The organism is Paracraurococcus lichenis, assembly GCF_030657435.1.
GTDB classification, from domain to species: Bacteria; Pseudomonadota; Alphaproteobacteria; order Acetobacterales; family Acetobacteraceae; genus Paracraurococcus; species Paracraurococcus lichenis.
The window spans coordinates 1-23430 of the sequence record NZ_JAUTWS010000071.1 but is presented as its reverse complement, the minus strand read 5'-3'; the positions used below and the strand labels follow the sequence as shown (position 1 = coordinate 23430).

The window sequence follows — 23430 nt, the reverse complement described above, 5'->3', positions numbered from 1 at the left end:
CGGTGCAGCCCTTCCTGGACGTCCGCACGGCGGTTCTGAACGACACGCTCGAGGCTGCCTTCCGGCAGCGCTACCCGGGCTTTCGTCCCACCGAAGGTCAGCAGGCCATGGCAAAGGCAGCCTGATCAGCCCCCACGACATTGCATGCTCTCCTTGCTGATCTGGACCTACATCGTTGGAAGTGGTGCCTCACTCGTCGCGCTAGGATCAGCGTGCCCTCATCCAGGCCACCTAAATCGGCCTGAGGCACATTTCGTAGTAGAAAAACTTTGAAGCTATACGCCCATTTACGTATCTCGGCCCGATGCAAGACAGCAGCACAACGGGCCGGAGGCGGCCACTGGCGTTGATCGTCGAAGACGAGGCCCTGCTGGCCCTACTAGCCGATGGCCTGCTCGCTGCGGAAGGGTTCGACACGATCTTCGCCGCCCATGAGGCGGAGGCCATGGCCCACGCCGCAGCAGATCGGATCGCAGTCGCGGTCGTGAACCTACATCTCGGCGACGACGTCGCCGGTCAGCGTGTCATCCGCACCCTGCGGCAGCACGCTCCGAACCTGCCTGTGGTGGTCATCACCGGCTTTGATGGCGACGCGCCGGAAGCCGATTTGCGCGGCCTCGGGTGGCCGACGGTGAGACTCCATAAGCCCGGCGGCTATGACGAGCTTGTCCCTGCCGTGCTGGATGTCATGGAGCAGGTCCGTACCGGTGCTTGGCCGGAGGAGTGGCGCCGCGACACGGATTACATCTAACGTTTGGTCTCGGCGTTGGCCGGCTCCTTTTCGGCCGGCGCGCAGATAGTGACCTGGCCACCCTTCGCACGGAACTCGGCCACCAAGCGCGCTGCCTCGTCGTCGCTCGGCGGTCCACCTGCGGTCCGCGCGCGAGCCGCCTGCGCTGCGATGGCTTGGGCTCGGCGCATGCGCTCTCGAAACGCGTTACCTCGCGTTGCGGCGGTGGGCACGTCGTCAGGTTTGCTGTCGCTCATACTGTCGAATACCTCGCTCGTGCGGCAGTGCGCCATCACCAGCGAGCCACCGCACAAAAAGATGGCCGGCGATTGCTCACCGGCCGAAGGCCAGGGGGAGGGGGAAACAACATCCGAAGCGAAGCGACGGTATGCTGGCACGGGGTGCTTGGCTGTGCCCCGCAGCACAGTGAGGCCGTAGTCGCGGCTATGCTCGACTAAACGCCGTGCGACGGTTTCGGGCTTGTTCAGTCCCACCGTGTGGGTGACACGCATGCCGGCGGCTATATCGTTAGTCGGCCCCAGCCTATTAACAAACCAAAATGCCTTCATCGCGGGCATAAATTGTTTGATGCCAGCGGATTTATCCTCTTAATTGATGAAGCCGGTTGGTAAAAAAAGTCACGATTGCCGTGACTGAGTGAACACCTCTGGCCCGTGGGCAGCCGGCGCCGACGGTCACCGCCCGCTTCGCTGAGGTCAGCCGGGCCTCGCCTCCGGAGCACGCTGTGACTTTCCTTCGTGACATGAGCATTCGCGGCAAGCTTATCGCCGCCTTTGGCGCTCTTTTCCTCGTGCTGGCTGGCATGGGCGGGATGGCTGCCCGGCAACTTTCGGTGCTCGACCGCGCCGCGGGTGACATGGCCAACAACTGGATGGTTGCAATCGATGCGCTCGGCCAGATTGGCACGAGTGTGGCTCGCCACCGCGCAATCCAAGCACATGAACTGTACACAGTTGACCCTGCAATCAGGGCCGAGGCCATTCAACGTCAGGCGAAGGCGATCTCCATCGCCGAGGAAAACTGGCGCATCTATGAGCCAATCATTGTGCCCGGCGAGGAGCGGCGCCTTGCTGACGCAATCTGGTCGGCGTGGCAGGAGTACAGAACGCAGGCTCAGCGTGTTTCCGCCTTAGCCCGGAGTGGCGAGATTGATGCGGCACGCCGAGCCTATGAATCCGATGTTCTGCCTTTATACTACCGAACCATTGACGCGACTGTTGCAGACCAGGCTTTTAACAAACGTCAGAGCCTTATTGCGGCAGAGATCGCGCACGCTGCCTACTCACAGTCGCTTTGGACGATTGGTGTGGTGACGCTCTTTGCGGCCTTCATGGCTGCCGTCCTGGCTGCCTGGCTGAACAAGGGCGTGGTAGTCCGCGTGGTGACCCTGTCGGCGGTCATGCGGCGTCTGGCCGGGCGCGACTACGCTTTCGATCTGCCGCCTGCAGGCGCCGATGAGGTGAGTGAGATGAGCCGCGCGGTTGAGGCCTGCCGTGATGGGCTGCGTGAGGCCGATCGGATGGCGGCCGAGCAAGCCCGCGAGCAAGCGCTCAAGACCGAACGAGCGACGCGCCTTGCTGCCCTAATGCGTGAGTTCGAGACCAAGGTGCACAGCGCGATTGAGGCGCTCGCTAATGCGGTACGTCGCTTGCAGGGTACGGCAGGTGCGATGTCCGGCACTGCCGAGGACACACTGCGGCAGGCTGGCGCGGTCGCTGCCGCCGCCGAGCAGACCAGCGCCAATGTCCAGACCGTCGCCGCCGCCGCCGAGGAGCTCTCCGCCTCCATCGCCGAGATCACCCGCCAGGTCTCGCAGAGTTCCAAGGCTGCCGGCCAGGCAGTCGCCGAAACGCGCCGCACCGACGAGGTTGTGCGCGGCCTCGCCGAGGGTGCCCAGAAGATCGGCGAGGTCATGCGCCTGATCACCACCATCGCCGGCCAGACCAACCTGCTCGCGCTGAACGCCACCATCGAGGCGGCGCGGGCCGGCGAGGCCGGCAAGGGCTTCGCCGTGGTCGCTTCCGAGGTCAAGAACCTCGCGGCGCAGACCGCCAAGGCCACCGAGGAGATCGCCGCACAGGTCGGTGCCATGCAGTCCGCTACAGGCGATGCGGTGGATGCGATCCAGGCGATCGGGACGCGCATCGCCGAGGTGAGCGAGATTGCGACTGCCATTGCTGCCGCCGTTGAGGAGCAGGGTTCGGCCACCTCCGAGATTGCCCGCAGCGTGCAGCAGGCCGCGGCCGGCACGCAGAGCGTCTCGGGTGCGATCGGTGCAGTCAGCCGCGCTGCCACTGAGGCGAGCACCGCTGCCGGTGAGGTAGCGAGCGCCTCGGACGAACTCGCGCGTCAAGCCAAGACGCTCGATACTGAGGTGGGTGGCTTCCTGCGCGACGTGCGCGCTGCCTAACCTGCGAACCAGCCAGCATAGGGAGAAACCGATGCTTGCCGAAGCCGACGCGTTTCAGCGGCACTATGCCGCGATCGACAGTGTCGTTCGAAAGGTCAATCTGCCAGAAGGATGTCGCATTGAGCCGAGAGTACCGCAAGGCTCTGAAATTCTGTCTCGGCCGGTTCTCGAAACCGAAGTTTCGCCTCTGACTGCCGAGGCGTTCAGTATTGTTCATGGCCAAGCTAGGGCGATTCATCGCAAAGCAGACGCTATTCTGTGTGAACGGCTTTCGAACCGTAAGCCGAGCGGAAGGTACACCGCAATCGTGTTTTTGCCACCGGTAGACGGTGTGCGCCCGGCCGCGGAGATAGGCCTCCCCTAGGCATTTCCAGATCCTCGGGTGTTGGCCAGTGACCTGGTGGCGAGAATTATCATCTCACCTCCACCTCCGGCGCCTTCGCCCCGCACATCGAGCACCGCAGCCGCCGTACAAGCTCCCACACGCGCTGATGGCCGCTCATGCCGGCCCGTCAAGCCAACAGCCCGATGACGCCGCTGGCCCGGTGACCGCACCGGCAGCGGATGTGCAGCGTCTCGTGCTGTCGAAACCACAGCGTGTCCACTGGCTTCGGCGATCCATCCAGGTGCCGCGACATACGCGAACAAATGTGGAACATGCTGAGCGGTTTCGCCTAGATTTCGGGTCGACCCGAAAGGCGAATCGCATGGCAACCGACCTGGATCGCGCGGCTGTCGAGGCTGAGGCTGACCGCCTGTTGAATGCCACTGAGAACTGACCCGGGGTTGCCATGAGGATTTGACCCGGGTTGTGGATGCGCGGGGTTTTGGGATCCCGTCAGGTGGCTTGAGGCTTCCTTTCGCGATGGGCCTGGGTTGCGGAGCTGTTCCTGAAGCGGAAGCTGTCGTTTCCGGTCTCCAGGATGTGGCAGTGGTGGGTGAGCCGGTCGAGGAGAGCGGTGGTCATCTTGGCATCTCCGAAGATGGCAGCCCATTCACTGAAGCTGAGATTGGTGGTGATGATAACGCTGGTCTGCTCGTAGAGCTTGCTGAGCAGGTGAAACAGCAGGGCACCGCCAGAGGCGCTGAACGGCAGGTATCCCAACTCGTCGAGGATCAGCAGGTCGGCGTGGAGCAGGCGGGCGGCGAGCTGCCCGGCCTTTCCGGCTGCTTTCTCCTGCTCGAGGGCGTTGACCAGTTCAACGGTTGAGAAGAAGCGGACGCGCTTGCGGTGATGCTCGACGGCCTGGACGCCGAGCGCGGTGGCGATATGAGTTTTGCCTGTTCCCGGTCCGCCGACGAGAACGATGTTGTCGGCCTTCTCCATGAAGGCACCGACATGGAGCTGGCGCACCAGGGCTTCGTTGAGCTGGCTGCTGGCAAAGTCGAAGCCTGCCAGGTCCTTGTAGATCGGGAACCGCGCGGCTTTGAGCTGGTAGGCGATGGAGCGGACCTCCCGCTCCGCGATCTCCGCCTTGAGCAACTGCGACAGGATGGGGATCGCGGCCTGAAAGGCGGGTGCACCCTGTTCGGCCAACTCGGCCGCGGCCTGCGCCATGCCGTGCATCTTGAGGCTGCGCAGCATGATGGTGATGGCGGCAGCCGCCGGGTCATGACGCATGGCGGCCTCCCTGCCTCGTACGGAGGCTGTCGTAGCGGGCGACGTTGGCCTTGGGCTCCTGCGCCAGCACCAGGGCCTGAGGCGCCTCGATCGGTGGCACCTGAGAGGCTGTGCCATCGGTGAGCCGGTGCAGCAGGTTCAGGATGTGGGTCTTGGTGGCGACACCGGCCTGCAGCGCCATCTCCACGGCGACCAGCACGGCCTGCTCCTCATGCTGGAGCACCAGGGAGAGGATCTCCACCATCTCCCGGTCACCGCCGGATCGGCCTTGCAGGTGACGCTGTAGCTGCCGGAAGGCCTCCGGCAGCTCGGCGAAGGGCGCGCCGTTGCGCAGGGCACCAGGCTTGCGCTGAACCACAGCCAGGTAGTGCCGCCAGTCGTAGATCGTCCGCCCTTGCACGTGGTGCGAACGCTCAATGATACGCCGGTGTTCGCAGATCACCGCACCTTCGGCGACCACTACGATGCGGTCGGGGTAGACCCGCAGGCTGACCGGACGGTTGGCGAAGGAGGCGGGCACGCTGTAGCGGTTACGGTCGAAGTGCACGAGGCAGGTTGGCGAGACCCGCTTGGTGTCCTCGACAAAGCCGTCGAATGCCCGCCTGACCGGCATCAGGCATTCCACTTCCTGCCGCCAGACTGCGGCGATGCTACCGGGCTCGGCCCCGTGCGGGATCTCCTCCCATAAGGCGAGGCATCGCTGTTCCAGCCAGGCGTTCAGCGCCTCCAAGCTGGTGGCCTGCGGCGTGGGCTGCCACAGCCTGTGCCGGGCATCCTGGACGCCTTTCTCGACCTGGCCTTTCTCCCAGCCGGACGCCGGATTGCAGAACTCCGGCTCGAACAGATAATGGCTCGCCATCGCCAAGAAGCGGGCATTGACCTGCCGCTCGCGGCTCGGGCCGATCCGGTCCACGGCGGTGCGCATGTTGTCGTAGATGCCGCGCCGCGGCACGCCGCCCAGCACACGAAAGCCGTGGTTGTGGGCGTCAAACAGCATCTCGTGCGTCTGCAGGAGGTAGGCCCGCACCAGGAAAGCGCGGCTGAAGCAGAGCTTGAGGTGGGCGACTTGCAGCTTAGTGCGCTCGCCGCCGATGAGGGCATGCTCCTCACTCCAGTCGAACTGGAACGCCTCGCCCGGGGAGAAGGCCAGCGGCACGAAGACGCCGCGGCCGGATGTCTGCTGCTGGCGCAGCCAATCGTCCCGCCAGGCTCGCACAAAGGCGGCAACCCGTCGGTACGACCCATCATAGCCAAGCCCGACCAGCTCCGCGTGAAACTGCCGGGCCGTGCGTTTCTGTTTGCGCGGCCTGCGGGCATCTGTCCGCAGCCAGGCTGCCAGCCGCTCGGCAAAAGGATCCAGCTTGCTCGGGCGATCGGGTGTCCTGAAAACGGGCTCCACCACGTCGGACCGCAGGTACTTGCGGATCGTGTTCCGCGACAGGCCCGTCCGGCGGGCAATCGCGCGGATCGAGAGCTGCTCCCGGAAATGCCAGCGCCGGATTACGCTCAACAACGCCATGTCCAACACTCCCGCCGCCCCTACCCAAAAGGCAGAGGCTAGCGTCCGAACATGGGTCAGTTCTCAGTGGCAACTTCACCCCAAACCGGGTCAGTTCTCAGTGGCATTCAACAGGGTCACGCTCGATGGCGCGTGCGGCCATCTCGGCATCGGTGACCTTGATGCCCTTGGGGTAGCGGTTCGCGTCGAGTTCGCAGCGCACCGTCAGGCCGGTCTGCGTGGTGGTGGCGCCGATCAGTTGGACGATGACCTGGTGGCTGACCAGCGGCTTGCCGCGCCAGTTCTGCGAGATGGCGGCGAAGAGGCGGTGCTCGATGCGGTTCCACTTGCTGGTCCCGGGCGGCAGGTGCGCCACGGTGACGGCCAGGCCGGTCTCGTTGACGAAGCGCTGCAACTCGCGCTTCCACAGTCGCACGCGGACGCCATTGCTGCCACCGCAGTCAGCGGTGATGACCAGCCGACGGGCCTCGGGGTAGCGGGCTTTACCCAGTTGCTGCCACCAGCGGCGGATGCTCTCGACCGCGAAGGCCGCGGTGTCGGCATCCACCCCGACGCTGACCCATCCGGCATTGGCGGCAAGGTCGTAGACACCGTAGGGCGCGACCTTGCCCAGGTCCGGCACTTCGAAGTCGTGCACCCGCACAGGCTCAGGTCGCCCCTTGGGCCGCAGCTCGCGGCCGGGGTTCTTGAAGTCGCCGACCAGCTCCTTCTTCTTGGTATCCACCGAGATGGCAGGCTCGCCTGCCGCCATGGCCGCCTGCACGACGGTGTTGATGCGGGCGAACTGGGCATCGCGGTCGGGGTGGTTCGTCCCCTCGCGGGTCTTGCGGTTGGCCTGGCAACTGTAGCCCAGCTCGCGCAGCAGCAGACCCACCAGCTTCTGGCTCACCGCGAAGCCGCGCTCGCCCAGTACCCGGGCGATCTGGCGCTGGCGGCGGCTGACCCAGCGCAGCGGCGTCTCGGGATCGCCGCGGATCGCGTCCTCGATCAGCGCCTCCAGGGCGGCCGGCAGCTCCGGTTGCAGAACCACCGCGCGCTTGCGGCCACCACCCTTTCGCCTGACCCGCGTGCCGACCGGATTGACCCCGCTCTGCAGTTCCACGATCGCCCGCCGGATGGTGCTGCGCGCCAGCCCGGTCGCGGCCGATGCCGCCGTCACCCCGCCATGCCCCAGCGCCAGGGCCTCGTTCGCCGCGAACAGCCGCCGCCCACGCTCGTCCAGGAACTTGCAGGCTTGCTGATACCGCCTGCGGATGTCGTCGATGTCCATCACCCCAGCGGATTACGCCATCGTGCCCAGCAACCGGCAGCCCCTTCCACCTCCCAGCACCCAGCCCAGCATCACATCCGATTCAGTTATTCCGCGTCAGATCCAAAGCCCCACCTGGCTGAGCTGAGCGCCCCGCACGGCGGCCCTCCCAAAGCCCCGGGTTCGTGCTCGGCCGCGTCGCGGACCAGCCTCCCGGCCTCGACCGGACCTCGAGCCACGGCGTCATCTACATCGCTCCGGTAAACGGCATCGCCTCGTAGGTGCCCCGCAGCAGGTCCACCCGCACCTCGCGCGCGACGGGCACGGGACGGACCTCGCGCCCTTTCCGCTCCAGCCGGATCAGGCCATGGCCCGCTAGCTGCTGGAGCGAGCGCGACACGTTTGGCTGTGCCCGGCCCGTCCGCGCCACCAGCTCGGCCACAGTCGCCGGCCGCTCCCGCAGTACCACACCAAGCAAGTCCAGCGCCTCGCGCGACAGCGCCGCGAGCAGCGGCGCCGCCGGCAGCGGCGAGGGCTTGCCCTCCCCTCGCGCCACCGCGCGCATCTCCTCCCGCAGCTCAGACAGGCTCTTCCGTGCCATCGTCATCCTCCGGTTCCAGCTCCACGTCCGCGGCCTCGAACTCGAATGGCACACCCTCCATCCGGCAGGCAGCCTCGACGGCAGCGAAGAAGTCGCAGATCAGCTCGTCCGCGCCCCGCCAGTTGTAGGCCACCAGCTCCGCGGTGCGCCGGAAGCGGGGCCGGTGGTCATAGGCCTGCACACGCGGCAAGCCGTGCGCATTGTCGAAGCCGAGCAGCCGTGTCCGGTCCACATCGTGCAGCGTGAACGCGTACTTGATGCCGTGCGGCCGCCCCGTGGTCACCGGAACCTCAACGACCCGGAAGCGAATGCTCCAGCCGTTCGCCAGCCAGTAGCGGCGGCGGTCGTAGTCGAGCAGGCGCTGCATCGCCTCGTCAGCCATGCAAAAATATATCGTGCTAAGATATGCATTACAAGGGCAATGCTGGGGGTACCTGGCGTGCCCCCGTTACGCGGAGCCAAGTCCTACTCGGCCGGTGTCCGACCTTCCTCTGTCCCTGCAGTTTTCGGCGCTGCGCGTGACGGTACTTCACGCTGAGCCGGCCGAGCTAGGTGCGGCATTCGCGCTGGCCGGCCTCAGTCTCGCGGCCGAGCCGCATCTCGACCACCCCCAATACGTCGCGCACTGGCTGTGGTTGCTGCGAGGCGACCGGCGCGCGGCCCTCGCCGCCGCTAGCAAGGCGTAAACAGCGGCCCACTGAATGATCGCGGTGACGCAGCCTGCGATCGAGGCTAGCGCGACGGGGCCGACCCGGGCGATCCGCCTCCGGCGGCGCTTTCCCAACCAGTCCAGTGCAGGCCAGCGTGACCAAGGTCCAAAGCCTACATGCCGCCGCTGCGCCGGGCACCCACTATATGCGAGTCGCTGGGATAGATGACCAAGGTCCAAAGCTCGGCTGGGTCCGAATCGCGGGTTAGGCGGCGGCAGGGAGCGGGTTTATCCACAGGGATCAGAATCGCGGTTTGGACCTTGGTCCCGTCCCCTTGGACCTTGGTCTGCGAGCCGGAAGACCTCATTCCAACCGAATCAGCCACTTGCAGGAAGTATCCACTTGGACCTTGGTCCGCAAGCAATTAAAGAAAACTTCCAACTACCTTGCCAGTACCGCGGTGACCAAAGTCCAAGGTGTATTTCCGGCGACACTGGCGATACATCTGGTGGCGTGGAGGACGATGCGCATGGACGAGGTCCGGGAAGCGCGCAGGCTGGTCGAGACCCATGGCAGGCTAGGCGCCATTGCGCGCTACGACGACCGGCGCCTCGTCGAGATCGTCGCTGCCTATGGCAGTGACGAAGACATCGGCATTCCTAACTTCCTATACTCGGGCTGGTGCATGACTGCCCTCCCCCATTCCCGCATCAGGGATGAGGAGGCTTGGCGGCTGGAGAACGGCAACATAGTCCTGCTGGTAGAGCCGGGACGACGCGCACAACCCGGGCAGCCGGACGAGTTCGTTGGCGTGCCCTACGGCCCGACCGCGCGCCTGATCATGATCTATCTGCAGTCCGAGGCACTGCGGACCAACAGCCGCAGCATCGAGCTTGGCCGCTCGATGAACGAATGGTTCAGCCGCATGGACAAAAAAGCCGGTGGCAATAGCTACCGGTTAGTGCGCCAGCAGGCCGAGCGGATCGCTACGTGCCGTTTCTCCTTCCACTCGGAACGCGATGGCGTACGGGCGATCCGCAACCAGTCGATCGTCGACGAGGGTCTCCTTTTTCTGGATGGCAAGGCGCGTGACGAACGCCAGGCGAGCCTGTTCCGCGAGGGCGTCGTGCTCTCGGAGAGCTTTTTCAAGGCCCTGCGCGAGCACGCCGTGCCGCTGGAGGAGCGTGCCATCCGGCACATCAGCAATAGCAGCATGGCCATCGACACCTATTGCTGGCTGGCCTACCGGCTGCATGCCCTGAAGAAGCCAACCCCGATCACCTGGAATTCGCTGCACGGCCAGTTCGGCCGCGGCTACGGCCAACTGGCAGCCTTCAAGCGCCAGTTCCTCGGGAAGATCCTGCCGGCGGCGCTCGCCGTCTACCCGGATGCCGCCGACCACGGCGTCGAGGTCACCGACAAAGGCCTTATTCTCAGGCCCGCCCGGCCTCCGATCATGCCCCGCTCGGTCGCCTGACGTCGTTACGCCGCCACGGCGTCGTCGTGCCTGGACCTCGGTCACGGCCTGCCCGGTGTGATCCCACCTGGTCACCGCATACCCGACTGTCTTGGACTTCGGTCACCTCGACAACCCTGCCAGCACGTTGTGGTCCGGCGCCAACCAGCCAGGGGCACGGCCGCGGTGACCAGGGTCCAAGCGCGGTGTATCGGCTTGGACCCTGGTCACAAGCCGGCACCCCTCCCCCTCACTACCCGCTGTCCGGTCAGGCCTCCTCGCTGGCCGGCTCTCGGTCATGGAACTGGGCGACCAGCTCGGGCAGGCGCTGTTCCAGGAACGCGCAAAACCCGGGCGCAACCTGCTCAATCGCCGTAATACGCAGGCCCGTGGGATCGCGCTCCAGGCGCACCAGAACCTCGCCGGAGGGCGCACGGACCGACACCGCGGCGGCGGTTGCCTCCGGCGCAATCGGCTTCCGCAAGGCCGCGATCACCATCTCGAACCGCCGGTCTGTCACTGCAGCATAGAAGGCCGGCTGCTCGACCAGTCCCCGGACGAGGTCGGCGGCGCCGTCGGTCTGGAGCAGTTCGGCAAGGACCATCCAACGCGGTCGCCCGGCCTTAGGCGCCGGCCCGATTGCCCGGACAACCCAGCGCGGAATGCCGCGCGCCACCGAGAGATAGCGCGACATCTCGGCCGGATGCGCCGCTAGAGCGGCCATCAGCGTGACCCGGTCGAAGCCGCGCGCCTCCAGCTCGGCCGCGAAGAGTGCCCGCTCAATGAAGGACAAGTTGCGCCGCTCTGCATTCTCCTTGCCCTGCGCCACCACCAGATCGACGTCAGACATCGGCCTGACCAGCGCCCGCACCGGTACCCCAAGTTCCGCAGCCGCCGCGACCCGCCGGTGGCCGTAGGCCACTTGATAGCGGTCGCCCACCTGCGGATGCGGGCGCAGGAGAACAGGAACCTGCTGCCCCGACGCCCGGATGCTCTCCACTAGGGTCCGGTAGTCGGGATCCTCGGTCCGGGCCACCCGGTCGTCGGCGAAGGACGGATCGACGAGAGCTGGATCGATCTCCAGCACCAACTGGCCGTTCGCTGCTTGGCGCTCGAGTTCCTCTGCCCTGCGCGCGTCCTGGGCCAGCCGGTCGAGGTCAAGGCCCATGGCCCGCACCGCGCCGGAGGCGACACGGCGTTCCGGCACGGCGCGTGGCGCCGGCGGCTCCTCGGCCGCCGCGGACGGCGTGAGTAGCTCCCGCAGCATGTCCTTCCGCTTCATGCGGTGCGTCCCCAGGCTTGAAGGATCAGGTGCTCGATCTCGCGATTGACGGCATCGAGCGCCTCAATCGCGCGCCCATAGCTGGCGCGGGATCCAAGCTGCCGCCCGATCTCGTAGAGGGTCTGCTTGGTCAGGCCCGCGTCAGCCACCGCGGTCGACTTGAGCATGGCATTGGTCAGTACACGCTCACCGAACAGGGTGCGGAGGAAGCCCACGACTTGGGCTTGCGGACCGTCCTGCGATTCGTATCGCGTAACGAGGTAGCGCAGGAACCGGTAGTCCAGCGTGCCGCCCGCGCGGCGGACCACTTCCAGCAGATCGGACGCCATAAACAGGAACTGCCCCATGCTGGCGACGTCGAGCATCTGCGGATGCACAGTAACGATCACGCCAGTGGCGGCGCAGAGGGCACCGAGGGTGAGAAATCCGAGCTGGGGCGGACAGTCAATGACGACAACGTCGTAGTCGGCCTCGACGCTCGCCAGCACCTGACCGAGCCGGGCAAAGAACAGGCTGCCGCCGCCTCGCTCCTGCCGCGCGAGGAGCCGGGGAGTGTCATGCTCGAACTCCTGCAGTTCGAGGTTTGCCGGCACGAGGTCGAGGCCATCGAAGTAGGTTGAGCGGATCACCTCGTGCAGAGGACGCCGCAGCTCGTCGTAGCGAAGGGCAGCGTAAAGCGTCTCGTTCTCGCCGAGATCGGTCTCCGGCTGCAGCCCGAACAGGGCGGACAGGCTGGACTGCGGGTCGAGGTCAATGGCGAGGACGCGATAGCCATGCAACGCCAGATACTGCGCGAGATGCGCAGTGGTCGTGGTCTTGCCGGAACCGCCCTTGAAGTTAGTGACCGCAACGACCTGCAGAGGGTCCTGCACCTGCCGCCAAGGCGAGTAGCTGCGCCGTTCCGAGGTGGATAAGTAGCGGCGCAGCTCGTTGACCTGTTCCAGCGAGTAGGACCGGCGGCCGCCGGGAGCCACTTCGGGCTGCGGCCCCTGCCCTGCTAGTGATAGCTGCCGCAGATAGGCATCGGTGACGCCGATCAGGGCAGCGGCTTCGCCGCTCGAGAATCGGCGTAGGCTCTTCGCCGACCGCGGTGGGAACAGCTTGGCACGCAGCGAGGTCAGGTGACCGCTCAGCAACTCTGCATCCCGACGGATGATCTCGTCAACCGAACCAACTGCGGTTCCTACCGATGCCTCTATTGTCCCGCTCATCTACGGAATCTCTCCGTGGCTACGTGACTGTACCGTAGGCAGCTTCTGCGCCAGATGGCAACATTCCTGAGGCTTGAGGAACGCGGTTCGCCGGCTCGGCAATCTTTTTGACAGCTGTCAATTCAGGCGTGCTGTTGGCCTTTGTTGACAGCTATCAATTCGGCGCCTGGCGATCCTGCCAGTCTGGCTGCGGCCGCCGCTGGTACAGGCTTTGCGCGGGCAGCAGAGGCGGTGCAAGGTGTGACGCCGACCATCCCGCAGACAGACGATCTGGCCGATTGAGATCGAGGGCAGCAACGCCTGCGCGGTCAGTATCCTTCGAGAGGCGGTAGAAGGGCCAGCAACATCACGGGCAACCGGTGCTCCGTCATAGTTATAAACGAACGGATCTTGATTGGCACTAGGCAGTGGCTGGAGGTGCTGCGGCCGGAGGCGCGGAACGGCTTTACGATATGTCACTTGGCCATTGGCGCGAAATGACACTCTGCAACCGCCCTTCCAGAGAGCCTTCATAGGTGCAGACGTCTGCGCCTATGGGGCGAACGGAACTTAGTGCGTGGCCAAGCCTGCAGCCCGCGTCGCGTCGCCCCACTTCGCATCGTCCGCGCGGAGCCAAGCCGTGAACTTGGCGCTGGTGGAACCGACTGGCTCCGTTCCCAGATCACGCAATCGCCCAGCCAAGGCAGGATCCCGAGTGGCCGCGATCACTGCTTGCTCCAGGGCACTGGCTGCGTTCTCTGGCAGCCCACGTGGACCAGCCAGCCCGTACCAAGCTTCGACGGCAAAGCCGGGAACCGTCTCCGCGATGGTCGGCAGGGCCGGCGGCGCCGCAATACGCCGTGGCGAGGCGACTGCGAGCGCGCGCGCCCGACCCGCCCGCACCGCCGGCAGCGCCGCAGCCGCGGCGCTGAAGTAGAGTTGGATCTTGCCCGTCTGCAGCCCGGACATGACCGCGGAAGGGTCGGGGTCGTGGCCGGGGCGGCACTCGCCTCCAAGGGCGCAGGTCAACAGCACCAACGACAGGTGCAAGAAGGTGCCCTCGCCCAAGATGCCGCAGACCACTGACCGGATTTTCAGAAACTCGCCCAACTTGCGCAGGTCGCGCGCGGGCAGGTCCCGGTTAGCATGCAGGAGCACCGGCGCAGTCACGATCAGGCTGATCGGTGTGAAGTCGGATTGCGGGTCGAAGGCCAGGGTACGGCTGACACGACGGGCCGCGGGGAAGGAGGGTGGCAGTAGGCCAAGGGTGGAACCGTCTGGGACCGCCCGGGCCACCGCCTCGGCCATCACGTTGCCCGAGCCGCCAACGCGGTTCTCTACTTCGATCGGCCGCCCGAGTCGGGGCTGCATAGCCTCGGCCAGCAGGCGTGCGACCACATCCGAGTTGCTGCCTTGTGCAAAGCTAACCAGCAGGTGCACCGGGCCAATCGGCTTCGGCGGCTCCTGGGCCAAATCCGGCCCGGCCAGCGGGGATCCCGTGCCGATCAGCGCGGCGAGGACGATTGTGGACCGGCGATTGCTACTCACCATGGCGTCCTCCTTGCTGCCGAGTACCTGGGCGTGCCGGCACCAAGCCCCGCTTTGTGGAGGCTATATGCGTGACCACCTGCGCAGATCAGGGCAGGGTAGATGTTCGTAGCCTCGTCGAAAGTAGCAACGCATGGGCGTCGTGGAGCAGGCGCGTGGCACCGCCCTATGACCGGCTCGCCTTTGCTAACCGCCGCCGGTTCGAACACGTGTTCCCCGCCCTCCTCGCGAGTTATGAACCAAAGCCACCCGAAGTCTAATTGCGCCGAGTGTCCCTCACCGCCCCGGGTAGGAGGCCTATGCTCAGTTCACCTCGATGTTTGCTTCTCTGATCAAACGCCCAGCCTCGGTGCGTGCTGTCGCGTTTCCTGATTCGTGTCGTTGCGTCGTGAATCGGGGTATCGGACCAGCATCCGTGCCCTGATCCGTGTCGCCAGCCACGGCAGCCATGGCGCCCCTGGGCTTGCCCCAGACCGATGCCGCGGGGCGGCGCGCGGTCTGGGCTGGGCTGACGGCACCTCTATGCGGCTGGCAGCAGGCCAGCCTTCCTGGCGCGGGCGAGGACATGCGCGACCGAGCCGGGCCGCCAGTGGGCGCCGCCGCGCGGCGTTGGCTCGCGCAGCGCCTCCAGCCGCGCCCCGATCTGACGCAACGTGGCCTCTGGGTCGCTGAGCACGATGCCCGCCACCACCGCGAGCAGCCGGTCCGGCGCCGCCCGGCGTGGGACGGGGTCGAAGAGCGAGCGCTCCGCCATGCCCTCGGCGGCCAGGGCCCGCACGGCGCGCAGCAGCCGCTCCCCGGTCCAGGGCGGCGCCCCGGCCGGCTGGCGGGCATTCAGGTAGCGCACCACCGCCTCCCAGGGCCGGCCCTCGGCTCGCAGCCGCTGCACGGCGGGCAGCCAGGCATCGGCGCCGGCGGCCAGCCCCTCCAGCCAGGCCGCCCGCCGTGCCGCCGTGACCTGGCGGATGGCGGCCGGATCGCCGGCGCGCAGGCCGGGGTTGCCGGCCCGCCGGCCGCGCGCCGCGGCGGCCTGCATGCCGCTGCGGGTGCGCTCGCGGATCAGGGCGCGCTCGAACTGCGCGGCCGCGCCCAGCACCTGCAGGGTGAACAGGCCCTGCGGGCTGGCGGTGTCGACCGGGTCGCGGAGCGAGCGGAAGTGCACACCGCGGGCCTGCAGGCCCTCGATCACCTCCAGCAGGTGCGACAGCGAGCGGGCGAGGCGGTCGAGCGAGACCACGACCAGGGTGTCGCCGGGCCGCAGCCGGGCCAGGGTGCGGGCGAGCACGGGCCGGTCGCGGTCGCCGCCCGAGGCGTGCTCCTCGGCCACGTCGCGGCAGCCGGCGGCGCGCAGCTCGTCGAGCTGGCGTCGCGTCGCCTGGTCCTCGGTGCTGACACGCGCGTAGCCGACCAGCGCCACGCCGAGGTCCCCTTCTCCTGCTGCGCCCCGGCCTGCGGCGGCGAGGGTGAGGGTGGATCTCACGATTGAGGATCAACGCGGCCGAGGAAACCGCCTGTCCTGGGCTTTGTCAAATATAGGAAGTCGCGTTCATTCGACCCTTTGCAGGCGCATCAAGAGCTCAGGCCAGCGCCCGGCCGCTCACCCAGGCCGCCTGTCAGGCGGCGCCGGGCACCCCGGCAGGCCCAGGCGCAAGCCCTTGTCGGATCGGGATTCTGCCGCGTGCAGGGTGGCATTCCGGGGTTCCCGCGACCGGCGTTCGGGCGCCGGCGCAACGCGCTTCCAGACCTGGTGGCGGCCGCGATGGCATGCCGGGGCCTCGACACGACCTACGACGCCGTGCGGAAGCCACCCAGGCTGCCCCCTGGCCAAAGAATAAGAGCGAGTTTGAAGCGAACGGCGTAATAGGGTAAATTATCCCGGTTTCGAGGGGGAAGGCTCACCGGTGTCGCTGGTGTCGAGCAGGCGGGCTGATACGCCCCCGCATCTCGGGGACCCGGCCCTGCTGGCGGCCCTCGCCCTGGCCAGCGCGGCGGTCGCGCGGCTCGATGCCGCCACCGCCCTGCATCCGCTGCTGCCGGCCCTGCTGCACCGGACCCGCCTCGATGCGGCCCGGCGCCAGGCCGCAGCAGACGGGCACCTGATCGACCCCTGGCACCTCGCCGCCGCGCTGGAGGGCCTGCCGCTGCGGGCCATGCGGGACAGCGAGCGGATCATGGATGCGGGGGCGATCCAGGACGCCGCGCGCCTCACCCTCGACTACCACGGCTGGCTCTCGGTCCCCGACGAGGACGCGGAGGCGGCGGTACGGGCGGCGCTCGCCGCGCTCGAAGGGCAGCGCCCCTATGGCGTCCCGCTGCTCGATGCCGCCTGGGGCGCTTGGCTCTGGCTCGAGCGCGGCGGGACGCGCCCGCCGCTGCGCGCCGCGCTGGTGCGGCGCTGGCTCGCCGCGCGGGCGGCGGTGGCCGCGGGGCGGCGCAGCACCTCGCGCGCGCCCGCGGCGGTCGACCTGCTCGCGGCCGTCCCGCTGGTCTCGGCCACGACGCTGGCCGCCGCGCTGGGGATGTCGGTGAAGGCGGCCTGCGCCATCCTCGATGAGCTCGTCCGGCTGGAGGTCGCGGTCGAGGTGACGCACCGTCACAGCCGCCGCCTGTTCGGTCTCGCCGGCCTTGCGCCGCTGCGGCAGGCGGCGGCACCGCCACGCCGGCCGCTCCCCGGGCGAGGGAGGGGGCGGCCGCGCGAGGTGCCGGCCGCGGTGGAGGTGCCGCCCGAGGTCGTGACGCCGGCACCGCCGCTGCGTGCCGGGCCGCTCGAGCGGCGGGCCTTCGACTACGGCGACCTGGAGGCGGCCATGCAGGCGGTGGACGCGGCGATCCGCAAGACACGGGCCGGGCTCGCGCGCCTGGCCGGGAGCGGACAGGCCAATGCCGACGGTGCGGGGGGAGGCGACTCAGCCTGCCCCACGGACAGCTCACCGCGATAGGGTCCAGCCCCGGGCCCGCCAGGGCGTCCGGCAAGGCCAGGACGGTGCACCAGGGCCTCCCCAGCCCTGTCGAGCTCACGACATACTGCCCAGGAACAGCCATTCGAAGTCTGCGTCCAATACCCCCATCATCCGCGTGCTGGAACGCGCATGTTGGTGCTGCGCACGATCCATCATGCCGGGGTTCGGCATTTCGTGGTCGAGATGCCAGACGGAACGCATGGCCTCCTGCCCGAATGGATGACCGCACCAGCGGCGGCAACTCTCGCACTGGTTGACACTCCGACATTGACGCTGGCGGCGCTGCAAGCTCTCCGCGCCACCATCGATGCCGGTCTCGTAGCCTCCTTGCCTTCAGAGGTGGTGCGGGAGGACGCGGGCCATGTCGATACGAAGGCCGGAGCGGCAAGCGGATCTTCTTCATCGGGTGGTGTTGGAGGTGGAGCGCGAAAAACTACCACCCGAGGCACGCGCCGCGATCGTCGACCTGCTGAAAGTGCTTCTGACGACGTGTGCCGTAGAAGCAGCGCGGGCGAGAGCGAACGATGAGTAAAATCACGCCCGACCACCTCGCCCGAGACGCCTATGTCTACGTCAGGCAGTCGACGCATGACCAGGTCGTCAGGAATCCCGAGAGCCGCCGCCGGCAGTACGCGCTGCGCCAGCGGGCTGAGGCCCTTGGGTGGAAAAACGTCGTGGTCGTGGATGACGACCTCGGCCGATCCGGCAGTGGCGTTGCCCGCCAAGGCTTTGAACGGCTGCTGCTTGCAGTCGGCAGCGGGAATGCCGGCGCCGTCCTGGCGATCGAGGCATCGCGCCTCGCACGCAACGGCCGTGACTGGCATACACTGCTTGAAGTCTGCGGCCTCGTCGGATGTTTGCTGATTGACGAAGCCGGTGTGTACGATCCGCGGCAGATGGACGACCGGATGCTCCTTGGCATGAAGGGGACCTTCAGCGAACTCGAGCTGTCCATGCTGCGCCAGCGCTCACAGGAAGCCCTGCGGCTCAAGGCGCAGCGTGGCGACCTGCACACCAGCGTGGCCGTCGGGTATGTGCGGGCGTCGGGTGACCGACTGGAAATGGATCCCGATCGACGCGTCAGAAGCGCGCTGGAACTGGTGTTCTGCAAGTTCGGCGAGTTCGGCAGTGCCCGCCAGGTCGCCGTCTGGCTGCGGCAGGAATGCATCCTGCTGCCCGTGGTGAACTATGGACCGCAGGGCCGGATCGTTGTCTGGCGACTGCCGCGGTACAACACCGTGCACCGGATCCTGACGAATCCGATCTACTCGGGTGCCTATGTATTCGGTCGGACGACCTCGCGGATCCGGCTTGAGGCCGGCCGCAAGGTGGTGACGGCCGCCGTCCGCCGCCGCCCGGAGGAGTGGGATGTGCTGATCCGCGACCATCACGCCGGCTACATCACGTGGGACCAGTATGAGCGGAACCAGCGTCTCATCGGGGACAACGCGAACATGAAGGGGACGGCCGTGCCCGGCTCTGTGCGCAATGGAGGCGGCATTCTAGCGGGCCTGCTCCGCTGCGGTCACTGTGGGCGGAAGCTACGAGTGCAGCACAACGGCCAACGCGGTGTTGCGCGGTATCTATGCGTCGATGCGTCGATCAATCACGCGCAACGCAACAAATGCATCTCATTTGGCAACATGCGGGTCGATGCGGCAGTCTCGGCCGAGGTGTTGCGGGTAATCGCGCCATTGGGTCTGGAAGCTGCGCTCGCGGCTGTGGCTGACAGCCAACGGAGCGGTATGGAGCGGGTCACCCAACTGGAGCTCGCGCTGGAGCAGGCCCGCTACGAGGCCACACGGGCTGGTCGGCAATACGACGCGGTCGAGCCCGAGAACCGGACAGTCGCCGCCGAGCTGGAGCGCCGCTGGAATGCCCGGCTGGAGGAGGTCGCACGCCTCGAGGCGGAAATCCGAGCCGCGAAGGAGCGCGAGCCCGATAACGGCCTGTCCGCAACAGAACGTACCGAGGTGATGGCGTTGGCAGATGACCTGCCCCGTGCCTGGAACCATCCGGCCGCTACAGCCGACCTGCGGAAACGCATACTCCGGGCGGTTCTCGTCGAGATCGTGGTTCGGGCCGAGCCAGGTCACCTGCGCCTCCTGCTGCATTGGAAGGGGGGCGATCACACCGTGCTCGAGGTGCGGAAGAGCCAGCAGGGGGAGCACCGCTGGAAGACGAGCAAGGATACGGAGCAGCTCATTCAGGAGCTGGCCAGATTGTTGCCTGACGCCAGCATTGCCTCGCTCCTGAACCGGCTCGGTATCCGGTCCGCGAAGAGGCACACCTGGACCCAGCTGCGGGTCCGCAATTTCCGAGCTGAGCGCAGCATTGCGATCTACCGTGAGGGCGAGCGCGCCGAGCGGGGGGAACTCATTCTGCACGAGGCGGCGACCTTGCTCGGTGTGAGCAAGATGACGGTGATCCGCCTGGTCAAGGACCAGTTGCTGCCCGCCAGGCAATGCTGCCCGGGCAGTCCCTACGTTATCCGCCGCGAGGATCTGGAGCAGCCAGCCGTCCGCCGGGCCGCCTAGAACGGCCGAGCAGTCTCACAGGACTGCCGGCAGAAAACCCTGCAATATGAATGAGATGGTGAAAGGGTGCATCATGTCGCCAGGTCGGTGCGCCCAGGGATGGCGAAGACGACATCGGATCGGGCACAAACGACACAATAGAGGGCACTACGACACGGATCAGGGCATGCCCAAACCCCTGGACTCCCACGATCCCGTACGACATCGATCAGGAAATGTGACACGTCCCGCTGCCCGACACTGACCTCGTCCGCGCCGCTGGCTACGCCCGCCAGGCCCTGGCCCCGGCGACGCTGGCCGCCTACGCCGCGGACTGGGCCGGCTTCGAGGCCTGGTGCGCGGGCAGGGGCGTTGCTGCGTTGCCGGCCACGCCGGTCACCGTTGCGGCCTACCTCGCCGCCATCGCTGCCACCCATGCCGGATCGACGCTGCGCCGCCGCCTCGCCGCCATCGGTCGCGCCCACCGCATGGCCGGCCTGCCCTGGACGGCCTCGCCGGCACCCGCGACCGCGCCCTGTTGCTGCTGGGCTTCGCCGCGGAGCTGCGCCGCTCCGAGCTGGTCGCGGTGCAGCGCGAGCACATCACCGTCACGCCCGAAGGTCTGCGGCTGCTGATCCCACGCGCCAAGACCGATCAACAGGGCAGGGGGGCCGAGCTCGGCATCCCGCGTGGCAAGAAACCCGAAACCTGCCCGGTGCGCGCGCTCGAGGCGTGGCTGCAGGCCAGCGATTGCCGCTACGGCCCGGTGTTCCGCAAGATCGACCGCTGGGGGACCATCGAAGCCGCGGCGCTGCGTGGCCGCTGGGCGTACCTGTATCGTGCCATCGACCGCGACGGCAATCTCGTCGACACCAGGTTGAGCGAGCACCGGGATATGGCGGCGGCGCAGGCCTTCTTCCGCTCGGCCAAGGCTGCAACCGGCATCACGCCCGAGCGCGTCACCACGGACGGCCATGGTTCCTACCCACGGGCGATCCGCGCGACGCTCGGCCGTCGGGTCGTGCATCGGACCAGCGCCTTCAAGAACAACGGATTGGAACAAGACCATCGGGGCGTCAAAGGCCGAACGCGATGTATGCGGGGCTTCAAAAGTCTGCCGTCGGCGGCGCGCTTCTGTCGAGGCTATGACGAGCTTCGCAACTTCCTCCGCCCCTGCACTCGCCGCAACCAATACGTCTCTGCCCGCCGCCGTCGCCTCCTTCACCTTCGTCGCGCCACCAGTGTGCTCGCCATTCTCGAAGCGGCGTAAGCTGACCGTCGCCTTCGCTTCATGTCGTCAGGTCTGGCACCAGTTCTGACAAAACCCTCAATGCCCACCAGCCACCCTACCCTTGGCCGCCTGATTAGCGCAGCCGTCTGTCTCAGCATCCAGGCGTACTACACGTATTCCGTCGCTTGGCTCTACACCACGATCCTCTGCAGCTTGGCCAGGAGTGCCTTCACCTCGGTCAGCGCGAGGCCGAGGTCCACGAGCGAGCACTCCGCGACCGGCCGGCTGAACGTGACCAACTCGGTTGTCTCCACCTTGCCTTGGTCCGTCTTTGCCTCCAACCGCACCGCTCACTGCATCAGGCCCGCCTCTGTGATCCGGCCCCAGCCATGTCGACCAGCCGGGGCCCGGCAAGCGGCTTGCCCCAGATTTTTGACACTCCCTTCGGACCACGCCGCCTGCTCATTCGATGACCTATGTCAGCGCAGGTATTCGGGTGCCGCCATGGGGTTGTCAGCCTTCCTGCCAGCCACGCAGGTGAAATTTGCAGCGTCATTCGGATCGCCCTGGCCAGTGTAGCGGGCCACCCGCGGGTAAGGGCACAGAATGCGGGTCTGTGCGACGCCGCTCGTGGGCTGATCGCCGACGAATTTCGTGGCAACGACGCTGGCGGGCGGCACGCCCTCCTCCACCCATCGCTGCAACGCGAGGAGGAGGTTGTGCTGCGGGTCTGCCGGCACCGGAAAGGGCTGGGCATTGCCGAACTGGTTCGGGCCAGGCCCGCCGCCGCAATGCCCCATGCCGGGGGCGAGGAAGAGGCGGAAGTAATGAGCGGTCTTCGTCACTGAACCGGCCGGCGCGGTGCCATCGCTCGGGCTGGTGGACTCCGGTCCCTGGACGACGGTGGAGATCAGGTCGCTCTTCGTGTCCGTCGATGGGCTGCTGCCCTCGCCACGGTCGAGGGCCGCGACACGTTCATAGTAGTTGATGAAATCCTGTGTCGGCACCAACGGATCGGCATAGCCGTGAAAGCCGATGAGCTTGCCACCGCGGCTGCTGAAGCGGCCGAGGTCCGGGTCGTTGGCATTGAGGATGGCATGGAGCAGATCGTCCAGTTGCGCCATGTCGCGGTCATAATCGAAGGACCGCCAGTCCCAATTCGGGCCGAACGCCCAGTAGAACAGGCCGGAGAACTGGGGGATGTCGGAAGGGATGCTGATGCCCTGCATCGCGGCCCAGTCGAAGGTGCTGCCGCTTTCGCTGCCGCGCTTTGCACCAGGAAAGATCAGGTGCCCGGTGCGCGGGTTGCGGGGACCATCATAGATCTGCCGCGCCGCCGTCACCTGTGCCGGAAGCAGGCATTGCGATGTGTCGGTCGCGTCCTCGGCGCAGGCAATCTCCGCCGGGTCCCAGCGGCAAAGCCGCGGGTCGGTCAGGTAGGCATCGCCCGCTACCCCGCCACTCCGCGTGACACAGGCGTCCAGCACCGCTTTCGTCATCAGCGCGAGCTTGGCGACCGGTATGAGGCTTTCCGCGCTCCGATGCGTGACGTCGTAATTCCAAAGGGCGTTAGTGTGCACATGCGTGCGATTGTTGGCCGGGGCACCGGCCATGATGCCGTCGTAGTCCTCGGGAAACTGCTGCGCCTCGTGCAGCGCCTGACCGCCGCCGGTGGAACAACCGAGGAAGTAGCTGAACTGCGCGCCCTGGCCGTAATAGGCCTGCAGCAATTCCTTCCCCGCCACCGTCATCAGGTGCGTCGAACGGTAGCCCCAATCGATCCACTTCTCCGGCCGGCCGATGATCGGCCGTCCATCCAGCGCGGTCGAGGGCGCGGTGCCCATATCAGTGTTGATCGTGGCAAAGCCGAGCTGCACGCCGCCGGCGAGTTCGTCATAGCGGATGGCGCCAGCATAGCCGCCATTGCCGGTGCCGAGATAGCGACCGTTCCAGGCCGCACCTTCGGGCAGCCAGGCCTCCACCTTGATCTCGCTGTCCGGGCTTGGCCGCAGCGTTGCCTGGACGCGGCAGAAGGCGGCGGGAATGGAATAGGTGACGGTGCCGGCCGTGAAGCCGCCTGCCGGCACCATCGTGGCATCGGTCACGGTGCCAGCCGAGCCCAGGAGCGTGGCACCGGCCAGTGCCGTGCAGTCTGCGGCCGAGGCCGCGACCGGCGTGAGCCCGAGTGCCGCACTCGCCAGCAATGCCGCAGCCACGCACCGTGATGGCGCGCGCTCATCCCGCATGGCTTGCATACGCATTCCTCCCCTTGGCGCCATCACCGCAGGGCGATGCGGCGCAGCGCATACTGGAGGCGGGCGGGCTGGCAGGGTCAACTTGGAGTCCCTGCGATCACCGAAGCGTGCATCCGCGGTTGCAGAACGATACTCCTTTCCGGACGGTCGTGCACGGGAAGGAGAATACCAGATCGATCACACGGGCCGCC

Annotated in this window: 20 protein-coding genes; 8 read left to right on the top strand and 12 right to left on the bottom strand. The window is 67.0% G+C overall.

The genetic code is table 11. From position 1 onward, the window contains the following. Nucleotides 1–346: 346 nt before the first annotated feature. The gene (locus Q7A36_RS32640) at nucleotides 347–751 is read left to right on the top strand and encodes a response regulator (protein ID WP_305107981.1); all 405 of its coding nucleotides are present in this window, start codon (nucleotides 347–349) and stop codon (nucleotides 749–751) included. Here Q7A36_RS32640 and Q7A36_RS32635 read toward each other — a convergent pair. Next, complete coding sequence (locus tag Q7A36_RS32635; RefSeq protein ID WP_305107980.1) at nucleotides 748–1242, bottom strand: hypothetical protein; 495 nt, start codon at nucleotides 1240–1242, stop codon at nucleotides 748–750. The two genes, Q7A36_RS32640 and Q7A36_RS32635, sit on opposite strands and share 4 nt — an antisense overlap. Nucleotides 1243–1475: 233 nt before the next feature. Here Q7A36_RS32635 and Q7A36_RS32630 point away from each other — a divergent pair, with 233 nt between their 5' ends. Next, a complete protein-coding gene (locus Q7A36_RS32630; protein WP_305107979.1) occupies nucleotides 1476–3161 on the top strand; it encodes a methyl-accepting chemotaxis protein in 1686 nt (561 codons plus the stop codon). 838 nt (nucleotides 3162–3999) lie between these two features. Here Q7A36_RS32630 and istB read toward each other — a convergent pair. From istB to Q7A36_RS32605, 5 genes are all read right to left on the bottom strand, one after another. Further along, nucleotides 4000–4782, bottom strand: coding sequence for an IS21-like element helper ATPase IstB (gene istB, locus Q7A36_RS32625; protein WP_305107978.1), 783 nt, complete (start codon nucleotides 4780–4782; stop codon nucleotides 4000–4002). Then, nucleotides 4772–6301, bottom strand: coding sequence for an IS21 family transposase (istA, locus tag Q7A36_RS32620; RefSeq protein WP_305107977.1), 1530 nt, complete (start codon nucleotides 6299–6301; stop codon nucleotides 4772–4774). The genes istB and istA overlap by 11 nt, the downstream gene beginning before the upstream one ends. A gap of 97 nt (nucleotides 6302–6398) precedes the next feature. Then, nucleotides 6399–7571 carry an ISAzo13 family transposase gene (locus Q7A36_RS32615; RefSeq protein WP_305107976.1) on the bottom strand — a complete coding sequence of 391 codons (1173 nt, stop codon included), beginning with the start codon at nucleotides 7569–7571 and terminating at the stop codon, nucleotides 6399–6401. Between the two features lie 226 nt (nucleotides 7572–7797). Continuing rightward, nucleotides 7798–8151: an HVO_A0114 family putative DNA-binding protein gene (locus tag Q7A36_RS32610; protein WP_305107975.1), complete on the bottom strand. Its 354-nt coding sequence runs from the start codon at nucleotides 8149–8151 to the stop codon at nucleotides 7798–7800. Then, nucleotides 8129–8533 carry a toxin-antitoxin system TumE family protein gene (locus Q7A36_RS32605; protein ID WP_305107974.1) on the bottom strand — a complete coding sequence of 135 codons (405 nt, stop codon included), beginning with the start codon at nucleotides 8531–8533 and terminating at the stop codon, nucleotides 8129–8131. The genes Q7A36_RS32610 and Q7A36_RS32605 overlap by 23 nt, the downstream gene beginning before the upstream one ends. Between Q7A36_RS32605 and Q7A36_RS41780 the strand changes: the two genes are divergently transcribed. Then, entirely contained in the window at nucleotides 8532–8837 is a 306-nt protein-coding gene (locus Q7A36_RS41780; RefSeq protein WP_370655743.1) for a zincin-like metallopeptidase domain-containing protein, read from the top strand. The two genes, Q7A36_RS32605 and Q7A36_RS41780, sit on opposite strands and share 2 nt — an antisense overlap. A gap of 493 nt (nucleotides 8838–9330) precedes the next feature. Continuing rightward, a complete protein-coding gene (locus Q7A36_RS32600; RefSeq protein ID WP_305107973.1) occupies nucleotides 9331–10278 on the top strand; it encodes a replication protein RepA in 948 nt (315 codons plus the stop codon). Between the two features lie 247 nt (nucleotides 10279–10525). Here the strand turns inward: Q7A36_RS32600 and repB are convergent, their stop codons facing one another. The 4 genes from repB to Q7A36_RS32580 form a co-directional block, all read right to left on the bottom strand. Next, nucleotides 10526–11539, bottom strand: a complete 1014-nt coding sequence (gene repB, locus Q7A36_RS32595) for a plasmid partitioning protein RepB (RefSeq protein ID WP_305107972.1) — start codon at nucleotides 11537–11539, stop codon at nucleotides 10526–10528. Next, a complete protein-coding gene (repA, locus tag Q7A36_RS32590) occupies nucleotides 11536–12750 on the bottom strand; it encodes a plasmid partitioning protein RepA (RefSeq protein ID WP_305107971.1) in 1215 nt (404 codons plus the stop codon). Before repA ends, repB begins: the two co-directional genes overlap by 4 nt. A 549-nt stretch (nucleotides 12751–13299) precedes the next feature. Further along, complete coding sequence (locus Q7A36_RS32585; RefSeq protein WP_305107970.1) at nucleotides 13300–14280, bottom strand: Bug family tripartite tricarboxylate transporter substrate binding protein; 981 nt, start codon at nucleotides 14278–14280, stop codon at nucleotides 13300–13302. 517 nt (nucleotides 14281–14797) lie between these two features. Next, a complete protein-coding gene (locus Q7A36_RS32580) occupies nucleotides 14798–15757 on the bottom strand; it encodes a recombinase family protein (RefSeq protein WP_370655742.1) in 960 nt (319 codons plus the stop codon). A gap of 421 nt (nucleotides 15758–16178) precedes the next feature. Here Q7A36_RS32580 and Q7A36_RS32575 point away from each other — a divergent pair, with 421 nt between their 5' ends. Then, a complete protein-coding gene (locus Q7A36_RS32575) occupies nucleotides 16179–17216 on the top strand; it encodes a hypothetical protein (protein ID WP_305107969.1) in 1038 nt (345 codons plus the stop codon). A 75-nt stretch (nucleotides 17217–17291) separates the two neighbouring features. Here the strand turns inward: Q7A36_RS32575 and Q7A36_RS32570 are convergent, their stop codons facing one another. Beyond that, nucleotides 17292–17438, bottom strand: a complete 147-nt coding sequence (locus tag Q7A36_RS32570) for a hypothetical protein (RefSeq protein ID WP_305107968.1) — start codon at nucleotides 17436–17438, stop codon at nucleotides 17292–17294. 323 nt (nucleotides 17439–17761) lie between these two features. Here Q7A36_RS32570 and Q7A36_RS32565 point away from each other — a divergent pair, with 323 nt between their 5' ends. From Q7A36_RS32565 to Q7A36_RS32560, 3 genes are all read left to right on the top strand, one after another. Beyond that, entirely contained in the window at nucleotides 17762–19774 is a 2013-nt protein-coding gene (locus Q7A36_RS32565; RefSeq protein WP_305107967.1) for a recombinase family protein, read from the top strand. Nucleotides 19775–20004: 230 nt separating this feature from the next. Further along, on the top strand, nucleotides 20005–20388 hold the full coding sequence (locus Q7A36_RS41775; RefSeq protein ID WP_370655744.1) for a site-specific integrase: 384 nt from the start codon (nucleotides 20005–20007) through the stop codon (nucleotides 20386–20388). Next, nucleotides 20292–21023 carry a DDE-type integrase/transposase/recombinase gene (locus tag Q7A36_RS32560; protein WP_305107966.1) on the top strand — a complete coding sequence of 244 codons (732 nt, stop codon included), beginning with the start codon at nucleotides 20292–20294 and terminating at the stop codon, nucleotides 21021–21023. The genes Q7A36_RS41775 and Q7A36_RS32560 overlap by 97 nt, the downstream gene beginning before the upstream one ends. A gap of 440 nt (nucleotides 21024–21463) precedes the next feature. Here Q7A36_RS32560 and Q7A36_RS32555 read toward each other — a convergent pair whose 3' ends face one another. Continuing rightward, on the bottom strand, nucleotides 21464–23320 hold the full coding sequence (locus Q7A36_RS32555) for a tannase/feruloyl esterase family alpha/beta hydrolase (RefSeq protein ID WP_305107965.1): 1857 nt from the start codon (nucleotides 23318–23320) through the stop codon (nucleotides 21464–21466). Nucleotides 23321–23430 lie beyond the last annotated feature (110 nt).